The organism is Demequina sediminis, from assembly GCF_039545075.1.
Taxonomy (GTDB): Bacteria; Actinomycetota; Actinomycetes; order Actinomycetales; family Demequinaceae; genus Demequina; species Demequina sediminis.
Genome location: NZ_BAABRR010000013.1, coordinates 27,490 through 48,164, shown reverse-complemented (window position 1 = coordinate 48,164; position 20,675 = coordinate 27,490). Strand labels below are relative to the sequence as shown.

Below are 20,675 nucleotides of genomic sequence, written 5' to 3'. Positions count from 1 at the left end.
AGCGTAGGGGTGGCGGGGCGGGTGCCCGGCCAGGCGCGGACGCCCGGCCGCACGCCGCTACCCGACCTCGAGCACGACCTTGCCGCCGACGCGCTGGGTCTCGAGGTGGATGCACGCGCTCATGTGCTCCTCGAGCGGGTACACCGCCCCGAGATGCGGGCGCACCTCGCCCCGGTCGATCCACGCCGCGATCCGCTCAAGAGAGGCCCCCTCGGGCCTCGCGGCGACGAGCGCCACGCGCCTGCGCAGCCACGGACCGGCCGCCGCGGCCGCGAACATCGGCCCCGCCGGCCCGAGGAGGCGGCTTCCCTTGAGGGCACCCGCCGGGGCAAACACGCCGTCCGACGCGATCAGGGGCGCGAGCCGTCGCAGCGGCAGCGTCGCGACCGTGTCGAACACCACGTCGAAGCGTTCGCCGCAATCGCGCACGTCCTCGCGGTCGTACGCGATCACGCGGTCGGCGCCGAGGCCAGCCACCCAGTCCGCGTTGCGATCCGCACACACGGCCACCACGCGTCCCGCCCCGAGCGCCTTCGCGATCTGCACGGCGAAGTGCCCCACGCCTCCCGAGGCGCCCAGCACCAGCACGCTCGCGCCGGCCGGCACGCGCGCCTTCTCGAGGCCATGGAGCGCGGTGAGCGCGCCCATCGGCACGGCGGCGGCCTCGGTGAAGGTGAGCGACCGCGGCTTGAGCGCGAGGCGCGACGCGTCCGCGACCGCGGCCTCGCCGCATGACCCGAAGCCGATCTCTCCGTAGACCGCATCGCCCACCTGGAAGGAGTCGACGCCCGCTCCCAGGGCATCGACCACCCCCGCGACGTCGGCACCCAAGACGCGCCGTCCCGGGCCGCGCCACCCGACCGCGCTGCGCGCGATCCACGGATCCGCACGGTAGAGATGCCAGTCGTACGGATTGAGTCCCGCGGCGCGCACCCGCACGCGCACCTGACCCGGTCCGGGTGCCGGGTCCGGCAGCTCGCTCATCGAATGCCCCTCGGGCCCGCCGTAGCGCGTGTAGGTCACGGCCCTCATGGCGCCACCACCACCTTGCCTGCGGCGTGACGCGAGGCCACGCGTGCGAGTGCCGCCTCCGCCTCGCGCAGCGCCCACACGCGATCCACGTGGGGCCGCAGCGTGCCGTCGGCCAGCATCGCGGCGAGCCGCTCGAGGTCCTCTCGCCGCGGCGACGAGTAGTAGGTCAGCACGCGCACGCCGCGCACCACGAGGTTGACCCACGCGGCCTTGGCCACGCGCGCGAGCGGGCCTCCGTCCGGGCCGGGCTCGCCCGAGTTGGGCAACAGGACCCCGCCAGGGGTCAGGAGGCGCATCACCTCGCGCATCCGATGATTGCCCACGTTGTCGAAGACCAGGTCGAAGCGCTCGTCGAGGTCGAGGATCGACTCCCGCGTGTAGTCGACCACGCGCGCAGCGCCCAGGTCCGCGACCCAGTCGGCATTGGCCGCCGAGCACACCGCCGTCACCTCGGCGCCGGCCGCGGTCGCGAGCTGCAGCGCCAGGTGGCCGATTCCCCCGGCCGCTCCGTTGATGAGCACCCGCTGGCCGGGCGCGAGACCCGCCGCGCGCAGGCCGTGCAGCGCGGCGAGTCCCGCCATCACCACCGCTGCGCCGTCCTCCGCGGCGACGGCGTCGGGCAGCCTCGTCACGCGCTCGCACGACGCCACGGCGTGCTGCGCGAGCGACCCTCGCGTCTCGCCAAAGACGCGGTCACCGCGACGGACCCCCGTCACCGCCTCGCCGACCGCGACCACGATGCCCGCGGCATCGGTCCCGATCACGCCGTGGCGCGGGCGCCGTAGCCCGCCACTCATGCGCAACACCCAGGGCCGACCGCGGAGCTTGAAGAGGTCGGCGGGGTTGAGGGCCGCGGCCTCGACGCGAATCAGCACCTCGCGCGGGCCCGGCACGGGGACGGGGACCTCGGAGATCTCGACGATGTCGGGCTCTCCGTACACGCGGTGGACCGCGGCGGTCATGGTGGTCGTGGACACGGTGGTCATGATGCGCTCGTTTCGTGAGTGACGGAAGGGGTGGGGAGGGACGATGCCCTGGCAGAGTCGGCGGGGATGTCCGCCACGGCGTCGCGCGGCGGGCGCAGCCCGACCGTGAGGAGGTAGCCGACCATCCACAGTTCGCCGACGGTCGCGACCAGGGACAGGCCGTCGACCAGGGCGACGGGGGCATCGGCCCATCCGTAGCCCACGAGGGCCGAGGCGACGTACCCGAGGCCTCCCGCGACCAGGAGCCAGCCGAGCAGTCGCGGCAGGCGGCGCGACGCGAGGCCCGCGACGCCCATGGGGATCAGCCACAGCCCGAAGAACACGGCGCCGACACCCCAGGCGTGGTCACTGACCTCGAACAAGAGCTGAGCGGTGGCGGCGGCGTCGCCCGCGGGGGCGAGCGTCGGGTCGGCGGACACGGCCGTCGCCGTCGCGAGCGCGGCCGCGGATCCCATGATCGCGGCGGCGTTCATCAGTCCGAATCCGGCGATCGCGGCCCCGGCGACGGGCGCGTCGCGCCGCCACAGCCCGAGGAAGCCGATCGCCGCGAGCGCCTGAGCGATGACGACAGCGAGTTCGAGGGCGAGGTAGGCGAGACCCGTGAGCCGGGCCGTACGAAGGGTGGACATGGTGGACTCCTGGGGTGCGCGAGGGCGCGTCGAGTAGAGCCGCGTGCCGCGGCCGTCATGAAGGTGTGCTGCGCCGGGGCCGCGGCGCGGCCCGAGCGTGCGGTGAAGGGCGGCGCTAGGCCTGCTCCTCCTCGGGGTACTGGAAGACGTCATCGAGCGGGACGTTGAACGCCCGCGCGATCTGGAAGGCCATCTCGAGTGACGGCGAGTACCGTCCCTGTTCGATCGCGATGACGGTCTGGCGGGTCACGCCAATCCTCTCGGCGAGGTCCGCCTGGGTCATCTCGCCGTGCGCGAAGCGCAGCGCGCGGATCGCGTTCGTCACGCGGGTCGAGCGTCCCATCAGAAGCCCCTGCGGTACGCGCGGAGCTTGGTGGCGGCGACGATCACCCCAGTGATGAGTCCGGACAGGAACAGGGCGTGAGCGATCCAGAAGGGATCGGCGTCGAGCATCGCGAGCACCGCGGCGGCGGCCGATCCCAGTCCGGCGAGCGTGTAGCCGCGCGCATTGCCGAGGAGCTCGATCTGCTTGTCGCGGACGTCGCCGTCCTCCCACTCGGGCGTCTCGCCGGCGACCTCGGCACGCACGCCGGTGGCGATCGCCGAGGCGATGGTGCCCGCGACGATGAAGACGATGATCGCGCCCCACGCCCACAGCATCGGCGCGACCCAGCTGACCTCGGCGACCGGCGCGTCCAGGGCGCGCGCCACGATGACTGCGAAGTAGACGATTCCCACGAGCGGGAACACCACGAGGCTCGCCCACACCATGCGTTCGGTCATGGTCATGAGAGGTCTCCTCGGTACGCGGAGAGCGACACAACTGCGGAGGAGACGGAGCCGAGGAACGAGCCGACGAAGAGCACGTGGGCGCTCCAGAAGGGGTCCGCGTCGAGCGCCATCATGATGAGCGTCACGAGCACGGCCAGGCCGGTCAGCTGGCCCCCTGCGGTCTCCGACATCAGCGCGATGTGGGTGTCGCGTTCGTCGGCGACGCGGGTGCCGCGGGCGCGCCAGCGCATCGTCCCGTAGACCGCCCCGTAGATGGCGCCGCCCACGACCAGCGCGGCGAGCATCGGCCCCTGCCACGCGACCTGCGTGAAGGGAAGGTCGTCGCCAGCCGCGCGTACCGCGATGACCACCCAGTACGCGACGAAGGCCGCGATGCCGAGCCCCAGGCCGATCGCCCGATTGCGCTCCTCGAAGGACATCACAGCCCCCTGCGGTCGAGCACCACGCGTGCGCCGACGCCGAAGACGGCGGCGAGCGCGTACGCGAGGAAGAGCGCGTTGGCGATCCAGAAGGCGTCCGCCTCCCGGATCGCGAGGACCATGGGCCCGAGCGCGAAGATCGAGAACGCGTAGAAGGCGAGGGCGTCCGCGCGGCGGCCGATCTCCTTGTCGCGCTGGTCGGTGAGCTCCGCGCGCGGGCCGCGACCGCGCACGATCGACCTGCCAATCGCGTGGATCACGATCGAGGCGACGATCGCGCGGAAGAGCGCGCTGGTGTAGTCGACGTCCGCGGCGGGGGTCGAGTCGAGCTGGATCGCCAGCCACGCCACGTAGACCGCCGTCGTGACCAGCGCGGCGAACCCGTACGCCACCTGGCCTCTCAGCTCGAAGCTCATGTCCCCTCCGGTGTCAAAGATTGTTGACTTGCTCAAGGTATGCCTCGCTTGACATCGTGTCAAGAGTTCTTGACATGGACGATGCAGGGCGCGCGCCCGCCGCGCCACCCCGCCTCTGTTCGCACCACGTACCCCCCCCGTTCGCAAGTCACACATCTGGAGCCACGTGGAACGCGCGCACACGGGGATTCCGAATTACCCGGCGTCAGATGTGTGACGTGCGGAAGAGCAGGCCCACACGGAGCGGACCCGCACGGAGCGGGTCCTACGCGTGCGCCCGGTCGAGCCAGCGCCCGGCCCGCGAGATCCGCACGTAGGCGATGCCCATGAAGACGCCCCGCGCGACGTTGAAGAGCAGGAACGCCCGCCAGAGGTCGTGGTTGCGGCCGTCGTCGACCCACGCGAGACCCGCGAGCAAAGCGGGCACGAAGACCAGCAGCGCCGCGGCGAGCATGGTCACGAGCATCTCGCGCGTGCGACCCGCCCCCAGGAAGACGCCGTCGAACAGGTACGCCGCCGAGGACGCGAGCGGCAGCCACACGACCCATCCGATGTGCTCCTGCGCCGCGGCGGTGACCTCCGGCAAGGACGTGAGGACCGCGAGGAAGGGCCCCGAGGCGAGCAGGTACGCGATCGTGAAGACCCCGCCGATCGCGACGGCGGGCAACGCGGAGGCCGCGACCGCGCGGCGGAACGCCGGAACGTCACGCCGTCCCACCTCGCGCGCGACCATCGACTCCGCCGCATGCGCGTAGCCGTCCTGCCCATAGCTGGCGAGCAGCATGAGCTGCATGAGGATCGCATTGGCCGCAAGGATGTCCGGTCCCAAGCGGGCCCCGTAGGCGGTCACGAACGTCAACACCGCATACAACGTGGCGGTGCGCAGGAAGAGGTCCGTGTTCATCGCGGCCAGACGCCGCCAGCCGGTGCGCAGCCCGCGGCCGCGCCAGCGCCGCACCGCGGCCCGCGTGGCAGGTCGAGCCGCCCGCCACCAGAGCGTCACGGCGACCGCAAGACCCAGCCACTCGGCGATCACGGTCGCCGCCGCGGCCCCCGCGGAGTTCCACCCCAGTCCCCCCACGAAGGCCACGTCGAGCACCAGGTTGACCACGTTGACAGTCGCGACAATCACGAGCGGCCGTCGCGTGTCGCCGGCGCCCACGAACCACCCCGAGATCACCAGCGTCACGAGCGCGGCCGGCACGGAGGCCATGCGGATCCACGCGTACTGGATCGCAAGGTCCCTCACGTCGCCCGCCGGCGCGAGGACGGACATCAGTGCGGGCACCGCGATCCACTGCAGGAGCAGCGCTCCCCCGCCGATCGCGACCGCAAGAAGGGCCGCGCGTTGAGCGTGGGTGACCGCGGCATCGTCCCTTCCCGAGCCCAGCGCCCTGCCCACCAGCGACGTGGTGCCGGTGCGCAGGAAGCTCACGAGCCACATCACGGCGCTCAGCACCGTCGACCCCAACGCGACCGCCCCCAGGTGCGTGGCGTTGGAGAAGTGGCCGAGCATCGCGGTGTCCACGAGACCCACCAAGGGCACCGTGATGTTGCCCAGGATCGCGGGCCACGCGAGCGAGAACGCGCGACGATGCGGCAAGGGGGTGCGAACGGTCACACCGAGACGTTACCGGGCGCCACTGTGACGCTCGGCACACTGCTCTCCCGTTCAGTCGTGGCGCACCATTAGGCTCAGCCCGTGGATCCGCTCACCCTTCGCGTCGCGCTCGCCGCTGTCGCCGTGAGCCTGTTGCTGCTTTCGTACGCCGGCGTGCACCGGCGGACGCGCTCGCGGTACTCCATGTGGTGGTGCCTGTCGCTCGTGGCCACCGCCGCGGCCACCATGCTCTACCTCTTCAACGGCACCGACGCGCAGTTGATCGCCAACCCCCTCGCCAACGCCGTGGGTACCGTCAGCGCCGCGTGCACGTGGGGCGCCGCGCGCGCCCTCGGTGGCCGCACGCTCGGCGTCTGGCCGCTCGTGGTGCCCGCCGCGGGAGTCTTCCTCGCCTCGATCGCGGACCGCCCCGCGACCAACATCTGGGCGGGCGGCTGGGCGACGCTCCTCGCGATGGTGCTGCTGTTCGCCGCAACCGGCCGCGACCTCTGGAAACTCCGCGGGGAGCACCGCGACATGGGCGAGTCCCCCTTGGGCACGCGAGCCATCACGATGCTCGCTATGACCGTGTCGGGCCTGACGGTCTTCTACGCGTTCCGCTTCGCGATGTACATGGCGTTCGGCCCCACGCACGAGACCTTCCAGACGTTCGTCGGCTCCGTGCCGACCACGCTCGCGCTGATCGTCGCGCTCGTGATCGTCACGTTCACCATGACCGACCTCAGCGCGGTCGAGAGCACTCACCAGCTGCGCATGCGCGCGACCCGCGACTCCCTCACCGGCCTGCTCAACCGCGGCGAGTTCAAGGCCCGTGCCACGGCCCGCCTCGCAAGCTCGGGCGCACGCCATGCAATCGTGTTTGCCGACCTCGACCACTTCAAGGCGATCAACGACACCCACGGCCACGCGGCGGGCGATGCGGCGCTGGCGACGTTTGCCTCCGCCTGCCAGCAGACGCTCACGGGTGACGAGATTGTGGGCCGCATGGGCGGCGAGGAGTTTGCGCTGCTCCTGCCCACCTCGGAACCCGAGGAGGCGCGCGCCCGCGTCGAGCGCGTGAGCGAGGCGTACGCTCGCCTCGCGAAGGCCGCCAGCATCCCCTCGACCACGGTGAGCTATGGCATCGCGATCGTCGCCGAGACCGACGACCTCGCGCAGGCGCTACGCCGCGCGGACGCCGCGATGTACCGGGCCAAGCGCGCGGGGCGCGACCAGGCAGTCGTCGACGGCACGCACTGACGTTCCGACGCGGGCCGGCGCACGGCTAGTCTGAATCGCGTGAATCGCACGTCCGCCGCCCTGGTGCTGGCCGCCCTCGCGGCTCCCCTTGCGGGCTGCGCCTCGCCGCTCGTGGTCGATGCCGCCCCCTACGCGGCCGATCCCGACTGTGCGCGCGTCATGCTCGCGGTGCCCGAGGTCGTGGGCGGCCTCGACATGAGGGCCACGTCCTCGCAGGCCACGAGCGCGTGGGGCGAGGACAACGCGCTCGTCATGCGGTGCGGCGTCGAGCCCCCCGGACCCACCACGGAGACGTGTATCGCGGTCGAGACGTCGGGAGACACCGTCGACTGGCTCGTGCTCGAGGAGGACGATGCGTGGCGCGCGGTGACGTTCGGACGCTCGCCCGCGGTGGAGCTTGAGGTGCCCAAGGTGCGCGCGCAGGAGGCGCTCGGCGACGTGCTTGCCGAGGTCTCCGCCGCCGCGGGGCGCGCCCCGCTCAACGGACTCGCCTGCCGCTAGCCGACCGGGTACGGCTAGCGCAGCCCCACCGGCCGCTCGAGCGCGACCGTGAGCAGCGTCTCCACGAGCGCCGGATACGAGATGCCCGCGGCCGCCGCCATGCGCGGATACATCGACGTGGGAGTGAAGCCCGGCATCGTGTTGATCTCGTTGACCACCACATCGCCGGTGTCCGTCACGAACACGTCGACGCGGGCGAGCGACTCGGCGTCGATCGCGCGGAAGGCGCGGCGCGCATAGTCCGCGACGGTCGCCGCCACGGCGGGCTCGAGCTCCGTGGGGCACAGCAGCGTGACCGCGGCCTCGTCGAGATACTTGGCCTCGAAGTCGTAGAAGTCGTGATCGCCGCCCGTGATGATCTCGCCCGCGGGGGACGTCAGCAGCCCGTCGGGCGTCGCAAGCACCGCGGTCTCGATCTCGCGGCCCACCACCGCCGCCTCGATGAGCACCTTCGGATCGTGCTTCTGGGCGTCCGCGACGGCCGCATCGAGGGCCGCCCAGTCGGACACCTTCGAGATTCCCATCGAGGATCCGGCGCGGGCCGGCTTGACGAAGACGGGAAGCCCTAGAGCCTCGATCTGCTCGCGCTGCTCGCTCACGCCCACCGTGGGGGTGACCACGACATCGGGCGTCACGGGCAGGCCCGCGCCACGGAACACCGTCTTCATGAAGACCTTGTCCATGCCCGCGGCGGAGGCGAGCACGCCGGACCCGACGTATCTCGTGTCGGTGAGTTCGAGCGCGCCCTGGATCGTGCCATCCTCGCCCCACGGCCCGTGGAGCAGGGGAAATACCACGTCGACGTGGGCGAAGTCGCGAGTCTGACCGGCATCGGTCACCACGGTCCACTGCCCCGAACCGGCCGCCCGCGGCGTGACCACGGCCTCGTCGGTCGCGAGTACCTCGGGCATCCGTCCGTCGATGATGCGCCACTGCGCGGGGTCGGAGGACACCGGCGTCCAGCGGCCCTCGCGCGTGATCCCCACCGCGACCACGTCCCACGTGTCGCGGTCGATCGCGCCGAGCACTCCGCCCGCGGTCACGCACGACACGCCATGCTCGGAGGACCGACCGCCGAAGACCACCGCCACCGTGGGCCGCGCCGTCGATGCCGCCATCAGTCGACCTCCGCCTTGCGCGGCCGGGACAACAGCGCCTCGACCACCGACTCGCGCGGCGCGCCGCCCTCGAGGATGGTCACCACGCCGTCGCAGATCGGCACCTCGACGCTAGCCGACGCCGCCAGTTCGCGGATCGACTGGGACGTCTTGACGCCCTCGGCGGTGCCGCGCGTGAGCGCGATCGCCTCCTCGAGCGAGGCGCCTCGACCGATATGGGCGCCGAGCGTGTGGTTGCGCGACAGCGGCGACGCGCACGTCGCGATCAGGTCACCCATGCCCGCCAGCCCCGAGAAGGTCTCGGGCCGCGAGCCGAGCGCGAGGCCCAGCCGCGTGATCTCCGCGAGGCCACGCGTGATGACCGTCGCGGTGGTGTTGTGACCGAAACCGAGGCCATCGGCGATCCCCACGCCCACCGCGATGACGTTCTTGTACGCGCCACACAGCTCCACGCCCACCACGTCGTCATTCGTGTACGGCCTGAAATAGGACGATGCCGTCGCGGCGGCCACGAGTTCGGCGGCCTCCCGGTTGGACGATGCCACGACGGTCGCCGTGGGCTGGTGTTGGGCGATCTCGCGCGCGAGGTTGGGCCCGGACACCACGGCGACGCGATCGGCGCCAAGGGCCCAGGCGTCCGAGATGACGCTCGACATGCGCGCGTGCGTCCCGAGCTCGACACCCTTCATGAGCGACACCGCGACGGCGCCGTCGGGCACGAGCGACGCGAACGGAGCGATGATGCCCCTCACGTGCTGCGCGGGCAGCGCGATGGCCACGAGGTCGGCTCCCGCGAGGGCCTCCTCGACATCGGTGGTCGCGTGAATCCCCGCGGACAACTCGACGCCGGGAATCGACGCCTCGTGGCGGCGCTCGTCGCGGATCGACCGCACGACGGCCTCGTCGCGACCCCACAACGTCACCTGCGTTCCGGCATCGGCCAACACCGCCGCAAACGTCGTGCCCCACGCGCCCGAGCCGAGCACCGCGGCCCGGGTCATCGCGCTCCCCCGCGTCCGTCGCGCTTGCCGCGCATGTCGAACGGCGTCGCGGGAGGCGTCTCCCCACGGATCTCGGCGACCATGGAGGTCAGCGTAGCCATGATGCGGTCCGTCGCGACCCGCAGGGTCGCGGTGTCGAGCTCGCCGCCGCGGAGGTCGTCGAGGTCGACTGGCGGGCCGGCCACCACCGTGATGGTCTTGCGCGGGATGGGGCGCAGGAGCTTGCCGTAGCGCGGAAGGAGGCGCTGTGCGCCCCATTGCGCGACGGGGATGACGGGCACGCCGGTGCTGAGCGCCATTCGCGCCACGCCGGTACGCGCGACCATCGGCCACAGGTCGGGGTCGCGGGTGAGGGTGCCCTCGGGGAACATCGCGATCATGTCGCCGCGGCGCAGCACCTCGACGCCTGCCTCGACGGCCTCGGCGGCGCGGGACGTGCCTCGATAGACGGGGATTTGGTCGAAACCGCGCAGGATCGGGCCGATCACGGGCGCCTCGAAGAGGCTTGACTTCGCGAGGAACCGCGGCGGGTGTCCGTTGTTGTAGAGGAAGTGCGCGAGCGTGATCGGATCCGCGTAGGTCATGTGGTTCGACACCGCGATGAAGCCGGTGTCGGAGGGCAGGTGCTCCGCACCATGCCAGTCCTTGCGCGTGCACGCGGTCACGAGTCCCTGCAGGAACCTCGCGCCGCCGCGATAGAAGCGGGTGGGCTGCGTCGGCACGGGCTTAGACGACCTCGGCGCCGAGCGCGGACAGCTTGCCTCGGAAGTTCTCGTATCCGCGGTCGATGATCCCGATGCCGCGCACCGTGGACGTACCCTCCGCCGCGAGCGCGGCGATGAGGTGGGAGAAGCCGCCGCGAAGATCGGGCACCTCGATGTCGGCCGCCTTGAGCGGCGTGGGACCCGAGATCACCGCGGAGTGCTTGAAGTTGCGGTCGCCGAACCTGCAGGCACGGTCGCCCAGGCACTCGCGGAACAGCTGAACCTGGGCACCCATCTGGCACAGCGCGTGCGTGAAGCCGAACCGCTGCTCGTAGACCGTCTCGTGGACGATGCTCAGGCCCTTGGCCTGCGTCAACGCGACCACGAGAGGCTGCTGCCAGTCGGTCATGAAGCCGGGGTGCACGTCCGTCTGCAGCGCGATCGAGTGGAGGTCGCCGCCCGGGTGATAGAAGCGAATGCCGTCGCGAACCACCTCGAACTCGCCGCCGACCTTGCGGAACACGTTGAGGAACATGCCCATGGTGCGCTGCTGCGCGCCGTGAACGAAGATGTCGCCCTTGGTCGCCAGCGCGGCGGAGGCCCACGAGCCCACCTCGATGCGGTCCGTGAGCGCGTAGTGGTCGTAGCCGTGGAGGCGCTTCACGCCCTCGATCGTGATCGAGCGGTCGGTGTCGACCGAGATGATCGCGCCCATCTTCTGGAGCGTGTCGATGAGGTCCTTGATCTCGGGCTCGACGGCCGCGCCCTCGAGGTGAGTGATGCCCTCGGCCATGACGGCGGTGAGGAGCAGTTGCTCGGTCGCGCCCACCGAGGGGTAGGTGAGCTTGTGCTTGATGCCCTTAAGCCCGTGTGGCGCGGTGAGGTAGAGGCCGTCCTCCATCTGCGTGACCTCGGCCCCGAACTTCTTGAGGATCTCGAGGTGGAAGTCGATCGGCCGGTCACCGATCCGGCAACCGCCGAGGTCGGGGATGACGGCCTCGCCCAGGCGGTGCAGCAGGGGGCCACACAGCAGGATCGGGATGCGGGACGAGCCCGCATGCGCCGCGATCTGTGCGGCATCCGCGCGCACGAGGCTCGAGGTGTCCATGGCGAGGACACCCGCCTCGACGTCGTAGTCGACCTCGACGCCGTGGAGGCGGAGCAGGGAGGACACGACGTTGACGTCTCGGATGTCGGGCACGTTGCGCAGGGTGGACGCCGAGGAGCCCAGCAGCGCGGCAACCATCGCCTTGGACACAAAGTTCTTCGCACCGCGGACGGTGATCTCGCCCGTGAGGGGGCGCCCGCCGGTGACCCGGATGGAATCGGTCATGGGCTCTATCTTCCCCCATGGGCGGCGCCACGACCGCACCGGCGCCCGCGCATCGTCCTGGCTACAGTGACGACGTGACCACGTCCGCCCTGTTCGCCGGCCTCGCGACGCTCGACATCGTCCAACTCGTGGAGGCGCTTCCCTCGCCCAACCAGAAGGTCGCCGCGCTGGACTTCACGGTGTGCGCGGGCGGCCCCGCCGCGAATGCCGCGGTCGCGTTCGCCCACTGCGGCGGAGCCGCGACGCTGGCGACCGCGCTGCCCGAGCACCCGCTCGCCGCTCCCCTGCGGGCGGACCTCGAGCGCTGCGGGGTCGAGATCGTCGCGGCGGCCTCCTACGACGGCCCGCCGATCACCGCGTCGATCATGATCACGCGCGCGACCGGCGATCGCGCGGTCGTGTCGCCCACGGGCGTGGCGACGGCTGGCGCGCTCGAGCCGACGCATGAGGCGTCCTTGGACGGCGTGTCCGCGGTGCTGATCGACGGCTACTTCCCGTCGGTGTCGCTGCCGATCGCCGCCAGGGCACGTGCCGCGGGCGTCCCCGTCATCCTCGACGCGGGCAGCCACAAGCCCCACACCGACGCGATGGTGGCGGCGTGCGACATCGCGGTGGTCTCCGACGACTACGCGCCTCCCGGCACCGCGGGCTCTCCCGACCGCGTCGTCGACCACGTCCTCGGACTCGGCGCCAGCGCCGCCGTCATCACGCGAGGCTCCCGGCCGGTCCTGTACCGCACGAGGACTGCCGACGGGTCGGTGGCGATCCCGCCCGTCTCGCCCGTGCGGGACACCCTCGGGGCCGGCGACTTCTTCCATGGCGCGCTCGCGTGGCGCATCGCGTCCCTGGGAAGGGACGATGCCCGGCTGGCGGAGGACATCGCGTTCGCCTCCGCGGTGGTCGCGCGGTCGCTGGGGAGCTTCGGCACGCGCGCGTGGCTTGAGAAGGAGAACGGCTAGGGCGCCGCGGCGGCTCGCGCGGCCTGCACGATCCGCGCGTTGGCCTCATCCACCGAGTCGACCCACGCGACCGCGTCCTCGCGGGATCGTCCCGTCGTCACGCGGCGCTCGATGAGCCGCGCCCTCGCGACCTCCCACGGCACGTCGAGCCACCACAGGGCGTCGAGCAGGGGCCTCACACCCTCCCAGCCGCCGGCACCCCACGCCAGGTAGTTGCCCTCCGTCACCACGACCCGAGTGCCCGCGGGGATCACCAGGCGGTCCGGCACCACGTCGTGGAGGTCGCGGTCGTAGTCGGGCGCGAGGATGTCACGGCCCGCCGCTCGGACGTCGCGCACGCTCCGGAGCAGTCCCACGTAGGCCGCGGCATCGAAGGTCTCGGGGGCGCCCTTGCGGCCCGCGAGTCCACGCCGTGCGAGCTCGGCCGCAGGCAGGTGAAAGCCGTCCATCGGCAGATACGCGGCGGGCACGCCGCGATCGATCACGGCCGACACCAGTGCGCGCGCGTATGTCGACTTGCCCGCGCCGGGAACGCCCGCGATCCCGATCACGACGCGCGGCCGTTCCCCCGCCAGCGACACGGCACGGGCGACGTGCTCGCTCGAGGCGGCGGGTTGATTCACGATGCCGACGACCCTCAGGGCGCCGTGATGAAGATGTCGAAGAGCTCGGGCTGATGAGCATGGACCAGCACCGCGAAGACCACGGCGTCGAAGAGCAGGTGGACCGTGACCACGTACGGCAGCGACTTGGTACGCGCGAAGATCCACCCCTGCACGAGCGCGAACGGGATCGTCAGCGCGGGCCCCCACGCGCGGTAGCCCAGCTCCCACAGGAAGCTGACGAACACGATCGCCTGCAGCACGTTGGCAAGCCACACCGGGAAGTGGGCGCGCAGCAGGGCGAAGACCACGCAGATGAAGAAGAGCTCGTCCCACAGTCCCACCGCGTTGACGCCCACGAACAGCCGCGCGATCTCGCCGTCGGAATCGAGGTCGGGCCAGTTCGTGTACACCCCGCTCGAGATGAAGTACCAGGGCAACAGCAGGTAGCCCACCGCGACCACGATCGCGAGGTACAGCCACATCGTGCGCGTCCAGCGCCGCCCCGTGGCCACGGGGAACGTGATGGCCCGGTCGCCGAACACGTGGTGGGAGATCGCCCACGGCACCAGCACGGCGAGCGAGAGCGCGACCGTGAAGCGGGCCATGCCGGCGTCCGAGAGGTCCGCCTTGAGGGAGATGGTCGAGATGATCACCTGCCCCAGCGCGATGAGTCCCAGGTCGCGCGCGAGCCTGCGGTCCACGGCCGCCGCAAGCACGACGCCAACGATCAACGGCACGTAGCCGAGCGGCCGGACGTGGACCGCGAACAGCAGCACGGCGGCGCCGGTCACCAGGACCGCGGCGACCACGCGCAGGACGGTGTGCGCGTCCGCCCTCAGTGCGGGCACGGCGGGGACAGCAATGGCCGGGGAGCTCATGGCCCGACTATGCCATGTGTCTCCCCGGCCATCTGTTGACCGGTCTCAGGTCAGGACGGCATGTCGGCCGCGCGGGCGGCCTCGATCTCCACGCTCGGGAGGTGCTTCGCGGGCAGCGTGCGCGGACGCCACGCGGCTCGCTTGGCCTCGAAGGCCGTGATGTCGGCCTCGTGCTGCAGGGTCAGGCCGATGTCGTCGAGACCCTCCATGAGGCGCCAGCGCACGTAGTCGTCAATCTCGAACGGCACGGTGAGCTCGCCGCACGTCACCGTGCGATCCTCGAGCGACACCGTGATCTCCTTGCCGGGCTCCGTCTCGAGCAGCTTCCACAGCAGCTCGACGTTCTCCTGGCTCACGACGGCGGCGAGCAGTCCCTGCTTGCCCGAGTTGCCGCGGAAGATGTCCGCGAAGCGCGACGCGATGACGACCTTGAAGCCGTAGTCCTTGAGCGCCCAGACGGCGTGCTCGCGAGACGATCCGGTGCCGAAGTCGGGCCCGGCGACCAGCACGCTGCCGTGCGTGTACGCGGGCTGGTTGAGCACGAAGTCGGCGTCGCCCTTCCACGCGGCGAACAGCGCGTCCTCGAAGCCGGTGCGCGTGATGCGCTTGAGGTACACGGCGGGGATGATCTGGTCCGTGTCGACGTTGGAGCGGCGCAGCGGGACGCCGATTCCGGTGTGGGTGGTGAACTTCTCCATCTCGGTGTCTCCTTACGCGAGCGCCGCGGGGGCGTCGACCAGGTCGTCGGGGCTGGACAGCGTGCCACGCACCGCGGTCGCGGCGGCGACCAGGGGCGACACGAGGTGAGTGCGGCCGCCCTTGCCCTGGCGACCCTCGAAGTTGCGGTTCGAGGTGGACGCCGAACGCTCCTGCGGGCGCAGCTGGTCGGGGTTCATGCCCAGGCACATCGAGCAGCCGGCATTGCGCCACTCCGCACCGAAGTCCTTGAAGATCTGGTCCAGGCCCTCGGCCTCGGCCTGGAGGCGCACGCGCGCCGAGCCGGGGACGACGAGCATGCGCGTGTTCGGCGCCTTCTCGCGGCCCTTGATGATCGCGGCGGCGGCACGCAGGTCCTCGATGCGGCCGTTGGTGCACGAGCCAAGGAAGACCGTGTCCACGGCGATCTCGCGGAACGGAGTGCCGGGCGTCAGCCCCATGTACTCGAGCGCGTTGGCGGCCGCCTCGCGCTCGGCCTCGTCCGCGAAGTCCTCGGGGTTCGGCACGGTCGCGCTCAGCGGCAGGCCCTGTCCCGGGTTGGTGCCCCACGTGATGAACGGCTCGAGGTCGGAGGCGTCGAGGTCGACCTCGGCGTCGAACTGGGCGTCAGCATCGGTGACCAGCGTGCGCCAGTAGGCCACGGCATCGTCCCAATCCTGGCCCTCGGGGGCGTGGGGACGGCCCTTGACGTACTCGAACGTCGTGTCGTCGGGGGCGATGATGCCGGCGCGCGCGCCCGCCTCGATCGACATGTTGCAGATGGTCATGCGCGCCTCCATCGAGAGCGCGCGGATCGCGTCGCCGCGGTACTCGAGCACGTAGCCCTGTCCGCCGCCGGTGCCGATCTTGGCGATGATCGCGAGGATGATGTCCTTCGCGGTGGTGCCCTTGGGCAGCGTGCCGTTGACGTTGATCGCCATGGTCTTGAACGGCTTGAGAGGCAGGGTCTGGGTGGCGAGCACGTGCTCGACCTCCGAGGTGCCGATGCCGAAGGCCAGCGAGCCGAACGCGCCGTGGGTCGAGGTGTGGGAGTCGCCGCACACGACCGTCATGCCCGGCATGGTGAGGCCCAGCTGCGGGCCGACCACGTGCACGATGCCCTGGTCGGCGTCGCCCAGCGAGTGGATGCGGACGCCAAACTCGCGGGTGTTCTCGCGCAGCTTGTCGACCTGCTTGCGCGAGGTCTCGTCGGCGATCGGCAGGTCGATGTCGAGCGTGGGGGTGTTGTGGTCCTCGGTCGCGATGGTGAGGTCCGGGCGGCGCACGGGGCGGCCGGCAAGGCGCAGCCCCTCGAACGCCTGCGGGCTGGTGACCTCGTGGCACATGTGGAGGTCGATGTAGATGAGGTCGGGCGCGCCGTCCTCACCCTTGCGGACCAGGTGGTCTTCCCACAGCTTCTCGGCCAGGGTGGTTCCCATGGGGCTCTCCTTCACCTCTCGACATCTCAGGATTTGAGACGCTAGTATCGCTCTGTGGACAATCATAGCGGAGTCGGCGTCATTGACAAGGCGGCAGCGATCCTGGGTGCGCTGGAGCAGGGACCGGCCACCCTCGCGGAGCTCGTGGCCTCGACCCACCTCGCCCGCCCCACCGTGCACCGCCTCGCCCTTGCCCTTGAGCACCACCACCTCGTGGGGCGCGACTCGACGGGCGCCTTCGTGCTGGGACGCCGCTTCGCTCAGCTGGCCGCGTCCGTCAACGAGGACCGCCTGGTCTCCGCGGCGCAGCCCGTCCTGACCGTCCTGCGCGACCGCACGGGCGAGTCCTCGCAGCTGTACCGGCCGCACGGCGACGAGCGCATCTGCATCGCCGCGGCCGACCGTCCCGTCGGACTGCGCGACTCGATCCCCGTGGGCACCACGATGACCATGACCGCCGGCTCCGCCGCGAAGGTGCTGCTGGCATGGGCGGAGCCCGAGCGCATGCACCGCGGGCTCGCGCGCGCCCGCTTCACGGCCGCCGAGCTCGACAAGGTGCGCGCGAACGGCTTCGCCGAGAGCGCCGGCGAGCGTGAGCCGGGGGTCGCGTCGGTCTCGGCGCCCGTATGGGGGGCCGCGGGCACCGTGATCGCCGCGGTATCCATCTCCGGACCCGCGGAGCGACTCACCTCCTCCCCCGGCGCGGTCCACGCCGGCGCGGTGGTCGACGCCGCGCGCCAGCTCACCGAGGTGCTTCAGCGCACCGTGATCGCGTAGCGCTTCGCGATCGCGAGGCGCGCCGCAATCGCGTAACTCGCTGTGGCCGGGCACCTTCACCCGGCCACAGCATCGTCCCCCCAGGTCTTGACACGCACGAAACGTTTCGTGTTACGTTGCGCTCACCCAGCGGCCGGTCCCGGCCCGGGCACACCCCTGATGCAATGGCGCAACAAGGAGGAATGGTGGGGCAACTCAAGAGAGCGCTCTCTCGGAGCGCGATGGTCGCACTTCTGGTGGTCGCGGGGGCGACCCCGGCGGCGGCCGATGTCACGAATGGCGGCTTTGACGACGGCGAGACCGGCTGGTTCGCGTACGGCTTCGCTGCGACGACGACCGACGACGGACGCTTCTGCGGGGAGGTGCCCGCGAGCGCGGAGAACCCGTGGGACGCCGCCGTCGGACAGAACTTCACGGAGCTCGCCCCCGGCGAGTACACGCTGACCTACACGGCGAGCGGCGATGGGGCCGTCACCGCCGTGGTCGGCCAGGGCGCCGAGCCCTACGCGCAGTACTGGACGTCGGCCACCACGGTCACGCCCGACCCGGCCACGGTGGTCGAGACGGTCACGATCACGGGCGAGACGTCGAGCCCTCAGCTCGCCTTCCAGGTGGGCGGCAACGCCGGCGCAACCTTCTGCCTCGACGACGTCTCGCTGGTCCCTGCCGGCACGGAGTACCTCTCCAACACGGACTTCGCAACGGAGACCGCGCCCTGGTGGACGTCGAACGTCACGTCGAGCACGCTGGTCGACGGCGTGTGGTGCCTCGACATCCCCGGCGGCACGACCAACCCGTGGGACGTGATCGTCGGCTACAACGACGTGGGCAACCTTGACCCCGAGACGGGCCAGTACGTGCTCCCCGCGGGCCCCTACACGCTGTCCTTCACGGGCAGCGGGGCGGGGCCGGTGCGCGCGATCGTGGGCGACAACGGCGCCCCGTACGGCACGTACGGCGAGCTCATCCAGACCGCGCCGGACGGCACCTACTCGGCGAGCTTCACGCTCGACGAGCCCACGCCGTCGAGCCCCGAACTGCCGAACCTGCAGGTCGCGTTCCAGGTGGGCGGATCAGCCTCGCCGTGGACGTTCTGCCTCGACGAGGCCTCGCTGATCGGTGGCGGAGCGGTCGAGGAGTACAGCCCCGACACGGGACCGCGCGTGCGCGTCAACCAGGTGGGCTACCTCACGGGCGGCCCCAAGCAGGCCACGCTGGTGACCGAGGCCTCCGAACCGGTCGCATGGCAACTCCTCGACGGGGCGACCGTGGTCGCCGAGTCGATGACCACCGTGCAGGGTGTTGACGCCTCGGCCGGCGTCAACGTTCACCTCATCGACTTCTCCGACGTCACCGATCCCGGCACCTACACTCTCGCCGCGGACGGCGAGACGTCGTACGAGTTCGAGATCGGCACCGAGGCCTACCAGCAGCTCAGGTACGACTCGCTCAACTACTTCTACCTCGCACGGTCGGGCATCGAGATCGACGGCGCGATCGTGGGCGAGGACTATGCCCGCGAGGCGGGCCATGTGTCCTCCCCCGCCGACGGCGTGGCAAACAAGGGCGACCTCGACGTGCCGTGCCAGAACGTCACCGACTCGCAGGCGGTCTACGGCGAACCGTGGACGTGCGACTACACGCTCGACGTGGTGGGCGGCTGGTACGACGCCGGGGACCACGGCAAGTACGTGGTCAACGGCGGCATCGCGACCGCGCAGTTGCTGGGCACCTACGAGCGCTCGCTCACCGCGCCCGGCGCGGCGACGGACGCCCTCGCCGACGGCACGCTCGATGTCCCCGAGTCCTCGAACGGCGTCCCCGACGTCCTCGACGAGGCCCGCTGGGAGCTCGAGTTCATGCTCGCGATGCAGGTGCCGGACGGCGAGCAGTACGCGGGCATGGTGCACCACAAGATCCACGACGATGGCTGGACGGGCCTGCCGCTCATGCCCGCCGCGGATTCCCAGGTGCGCGAGCTCCACCGCCCCTCGACGGCCGCCACGCTCAACGTGGCAGCCACCGCGGCCCAGGGCGCGCGCCTCTTCGAGGCCTACGACCCCGACTTTGCCGCGGACCTCCTTGAGGCGGCCCGGTCGACGTGGGAGGCGGCGCTCGGCACGCCCGCGCTGTACGCCCCCGCGGCGGACGGCGCCGACGGCGGCGGGCCGTACGACGATGACGACGTCACCGACGAGTTCTACTGGGCCGCGGCCGAGCTCTTCCTCACCACGGGAGAGCAGGAGTTCGCCGACTTCCTCGCCGACTCGCCGATTCACACGGCGGACTCGTTCCCCACCACGGCGTTCAGCTGGGATGCGCTCGACGCGATCGCCAAGATGAACCTGGCGACAGTGCCGAACGACCTTGCCGACCGCGACGCGATCGTCGCCCAGGTCATCGACGGCGCGGACGCGATCCTCGCGGTGCAGGAGGAGCAGGAGTTCGGCCTCGCCCTCCCGGACGACGCGTTCGAGTGGGGCTCCAACAGCCAGGTCCTCAACAACCAGGTGGTGCTCGCGACGGCCTTCGACCTCACGGGCGAGCGCGCCTACGCGGACGCGGTGGTCGAGTCCATGGACTACCTGCTGGGCCGCAACGCCCTCAACCAGTCCTACGTGACCGGATACGGCGAGGTCTACTCGGAGAACCAGCACTCACGGTGGTTCTCGGCGCAGCTCAACGGCGACCTGCCGCACCCGCCGGCGGGCTCGGTGGCGGGTGGCCCCAACACCACGACGAGTACGTGGGACCCCACGTTCGCTGCGCTCTATCCGGATCAGGACTGTGCGCCGCAGTGGTGCTACGTCGACCACATCCAGTCGTGGTCGACCAACGAGATCACGGTCAACTGGAACTCTGCACTCAGCTGGGTGGCGTCCTTCGTGGCCGACCTCGACCAGGCGGACAGGATCGGCAACCCGCCGTTCTCGGACGTCCACGAGGGCCTCGAGCACTATGAGGCGATCCGCTGGATGTGGCAGAACGGTATGACGACCGGCTTCGATGACGGCACGTTCCGGCCCTTCTCCCCCATCACGCGCGACGCGGTCGCGGCGTTTATGTACCGGCTCGCGGACCCCGAGGGGTACGTCGCGCCGGAGACGTCGCACTTCACCGACATCACGCCCGAGAACACCGAGTTCTACACGGAGATCAACTGGCTCTACGACGCCGGCATCTCCACCGGCTGGGCCGACGGCACCTTCCGACCCCAGGGCAAGACCACGCGTGATGCGATGGCGGCGTTCCTGTACCGCTACCTCGAGCCGGAGGGCTACGAGGCGCCCGTGATGTCCCACTTCACGGACGTCACCACCGAGAACACCGAGTTCTACACGGAGATCAACTGGCTCTACGACGCCGGCATCTCCACCGGCTGGGCCGACGGCACGTTCCGCAAGGCCTCTCCGATCACGCGCGATGCGTACTCGGCGTTCCTCTACCGGATCATGACCGCAGCCGACTGATCCCGCACCACCCACACGGCGCGCCGGCCCTCCTCGACCGGCGCGCCGTGTGGCGTCATG

General features: G+C 71.0%; 21 protein-coding genes. 5 read left to right on the top strand and 16 right to left on the bottom strand.

The window, feature by feature from the left end; translation table 11 throughout:
• Positions 1-57: 57 nt before the first annotated feature.
• From ABEA62_RS11205 to ABEA62_RS11170, 8 genes are all read right to left on the bottom strand, one after another.
• A complete protein-coding gene (locus ABEA62_RS11205; protein WP_286215496.1) occupies positions 58-1,032 on the bottom strand; it encodes an NAD(P)-dependent alcohol dehydrogenase in 975 nt (324 codons plus the stop codon).
• Positions 1,029-2,018, bottom strand: a complete 990-nt coding sequence (locus ABEA62_RS11200) for an NAD(P)-dependent alcohol dehydrogenase (RefSeq protein ID WP_286215495.1) — start codon at positions 2,016-2,018, stop codon at positions 1,029-1,031. The genes ABEA62_RS11205 and ABEA62_RS11200 overlap by 4 nt, the downstream gene beginning before the upstream one ends.
• Complete coding sequence (locus ABEA62_RS11195; protein ID WP_425558033.1) at positions 2,015-2,647, bottom strand: DUF4386 domain-containing protein; 633 nt, start codon at positions 2,645-2,647, stop codon at positions 2,015-2,017. The genes ABEA62_RS11200 and ABEA62_RS11195 overlap by 4 nt, the downstream gene beginning before the upstream one ends.
• 115 nt (positions 2,648-2,762) lie before the next feature.
• Positions 2,763-2,990, bottom strand: coding sequence for a helix-turn-helix transcriptional regulator (locus ABEA62_RS11190; protein ID WP_286215493.1), 228 nt, complete (start codon positions 2,988-2,990; stop codon positions 2,763-2,765).
• On the bottom strand, positions 2,990-3,436 hold the full coding sequence (locus ABEA62_RS11185; RefSeq protein WP_286215492.1) for a hypothetical protein: 447 nt from the start codon (positions 3,434-3,436) through the stop codon (positions 2,990-2,992). Before ABEA62_RS11185 ends, ABEA62_RS11190 begins: the two co-directional genes overlap by 1 nt.
• Positions 3,433-3,858 carry a hypothetical protein gene (locus ABEA62_RS11180; protein ID WP_286215491.1) on the bottom strand — a complete coding sequence of 142 codons (426 nt, stop codon included), beginning with the start codon at positions 3,856-3,858 and terminating at the stop codon, positions 3,433-3,435. The genes ABEA62_RS11185 and ABEA62_RS11180 overlap by 4 nt, the downstream gene beginning before the upstream one ends.
• Complete coding sequence (locus tag ABEA62_RS11175) at positions 3,858-4,274, bottom strand: hypothetical protein (protein ID WP_286215490.1); 417 nt, start codon at positions 4,272-4,274, stop codon at positions 3,858-3,860. The genes ABEA62_RS11180 and ABEA62_RS11175 overlap by 1 nt, the downstream gene beginning before the upstream one ends.
• 265 nt (positions 4,275-4,539) lie before the next feature.
• On the bottom strand, positions 4,540-5,895 hold the full coding sequence (locus ABEA62_RS11170; RefSeq protein ID WP_345380145.1) for an MATE family efflux transporter: 1,356 nt from the start codon (positions 5,893-5,895) through the stop codon (positions 4,540-4,542).
• Positions 5,896-5,976: 81 nt separating this feature from the next.
• On the opposite strand from ABEA62_RS11170, the gene ABEA62_RS11165 reads away from it, so the two are divergent.
• Entirely contained in the window at positions 5,977-7,134 is a 1,158-nt protein-coding gene (locus ABEA62_RS11165) for a GGDEF domain-containing protein (protein ID WP_345380143.1), read from the top strand.
• 39 nt (positions 7,135-7,173) lie between these two features.
• Positions 7,174-7,635 (top strand): DUF3515 family protein, encoded by a 462-nt coding sequence (locus ABEA62_RS11160; protein ID WP_345380141.1) that lies wholly within the window; start codon positions 7,174-7,176, stop codon positions 7,633-7,635.
• Between the two features lie 14 nt (positions 7,636-7,649).
• Here ABEA62_RS11160 and ABEA62_RS11155 read toward each other — a convergent pair whose 3' ends face one another.
• The 4 genes from ABEA62_RS11155 to murA are packed head-to-tail and all read right to left on the bottom strand — an operon-like array spanning position 7,650 to position 11,791.
• Positions 7,650-8,753: a D-alanine--D-alanine ligase family protein gene (locus ABEA62_RS11155; RefSeq protein ID WP_286215483.1), complete on the bottom strand. Its 1,104-nt coding sequence runs from the start codon at positions 8,751-8,753 to the stop codon at positions 7,650-7,652.
• Positions 8,753-9,754, bottom strand: coding sequence for an NAD(P)H-dependent glycerol-3-phosphate dehydrogenase (locus ABEA62_RS11150; protein WP_286215482.1), 1,002 nt, complete (start codon positions 9,752-9,754; stop codon positions 8,753-8,755). The genes ABEA62_RS11155 and ABEA62_RS11150 overlap by 1 nt, the downstream gene beginning before the upstream one ends.
• The gene (locus ABEA62_RS11145) at positions 9,751-10,476 is read right to left on the bottom strand and encodes a lysophospholipid acyltransferase family protein (RefSeq protein ID WP_286215481.1); all 726 of its coding nucleotides are present in this window, start codon (positions 10,474-10,476) and stop codon (positions 9,751-9,753) included. Before ABEA62_RS11145 ends, ABEA62_RS11150 begins: the two co-directional genes overlap by 4 nt.
• A 4-nt stretch (positions 10,477-10,480) precedes the next feature.
• A complete protein-coding gene (murA, locus tag ABEA62_RS11140) occupies positions 10,481-11,791 on the bottom strand; it encodes a UDP-N-acetylglucosamine 1-carboxyvinyltransferase (RefSeq protein WP_286215480.1) in 1,311 nt (436 codons plus the stop codon).
• 74 nt (positions 11,792-11,865) lie between these two features.
• Here murA and ABEA62_RS11135 point away from each other — a divergent pair, with 74 nt between their 5' ends.
• Positions 11,866-12,750 (top strand): PfkB family carbohydrate kinase, encoded by an 885-nt coding sequence (locus ABEA62_RS11135; RefSeq protein WP_286215479.1) that lies wholly within the window; start codon positions 11,866-11,868, stop codon positions 12,748-12,750.
• On the opposite strand, the gene ABEA62_RS11130 is transcribed toward ABEA62_RS11135, so the two are convergent.
• Genes ABEA62_RS11130 through leuC form a run of 4 tightly spaced genes read right to left on the bottom strand, consistent with a single transcriptional unit; the run spans position 12,747 to position 16,368 of the window.
• Positions 12,747-13,373, bottom strand: coding sequence for a nucleoside/nucleotide kinase family protein (locus ABEA62_RS11130; protein WP_286215478.1), 627 nt, complete (start codon positions 13,371-13,373; stop codon positions 12,747-12,749). The two genes, ABEA62_RS11135 and ABEA62_RS11130, sit on opposite strands and share 4 nt — an antisense overlap.
• A gap of 14 nt (positions 13,374-13,387) precedes the next feature.
• Positions 13,388-14,233, bottom strand: coding sequence for a CPBP family intramembrane glutamic endopeptidase (locus ABEA62_RS11125; protein ID WP_286215477.1), 846 nt, complete (start codon positions 14,231-14,233; stop codon positions 13,388-13,390).
• Positions 14,234-14,283: 50 nt separating this feature from the next.
• The gene (gene leuD, locus ABEA62_RS11120; protein ID WP_286215475.1) at positions 14,284-14,931 is read right to left on the bottom strand and encodes a 3-isopropylmalate dehydratase small subunit; all 648 of its coding nucleotides are present in this window, start codon (positions 14,929-14,931) and stop codon (positions 14,284-14,286) included.
• 12 nt (positions 14,932-14,943) lie between these two features.
• Positions 14,944-16,368 (bottom strand): 3-isopropylmalate dehydratase large subunit, encoded by a 1,425-nt coding sequence (gene leuC, locus ABEA62_RS11115; RefSeq protein ID WP_286215474.1) that lies wholly within the window; start codon positions 16,366-16,368, stop codon positions 14,944-14,946.
• A 54-nt stretch (positions 16,369-16,422) separates the two neighbouring features.
• Here leuC and ABEA62_RS11110 point away from each other — a divergent pair, with 54 nt between their 5' ends.
• Complete coding sequence (locus tag ABEA62_RS11110; RefSeq protein WP_345380134.1) at positions 16,423-17,145, top strand: IclR family transcriptional regulator; 723 nt, start codon at positions 16,423-16,425, stop codon at positions 17,143-17,145.
• Positions 17,146-17,366: 221 nt separating this feature from the next.
• Positions 17,367-20,615: a glycoside hydrolase family 9 protein gene (locus tag ABEA62_RS11105; protein WP_345380132.1), complete on the top strand. Its 3,249-nt coding sequence runs from the start codon at positions 17,367-17,369 to the stop codon at positions 20,613-20,615.
• Positions 20,616-20,675 lie beyond the last annotated feature (60 nt).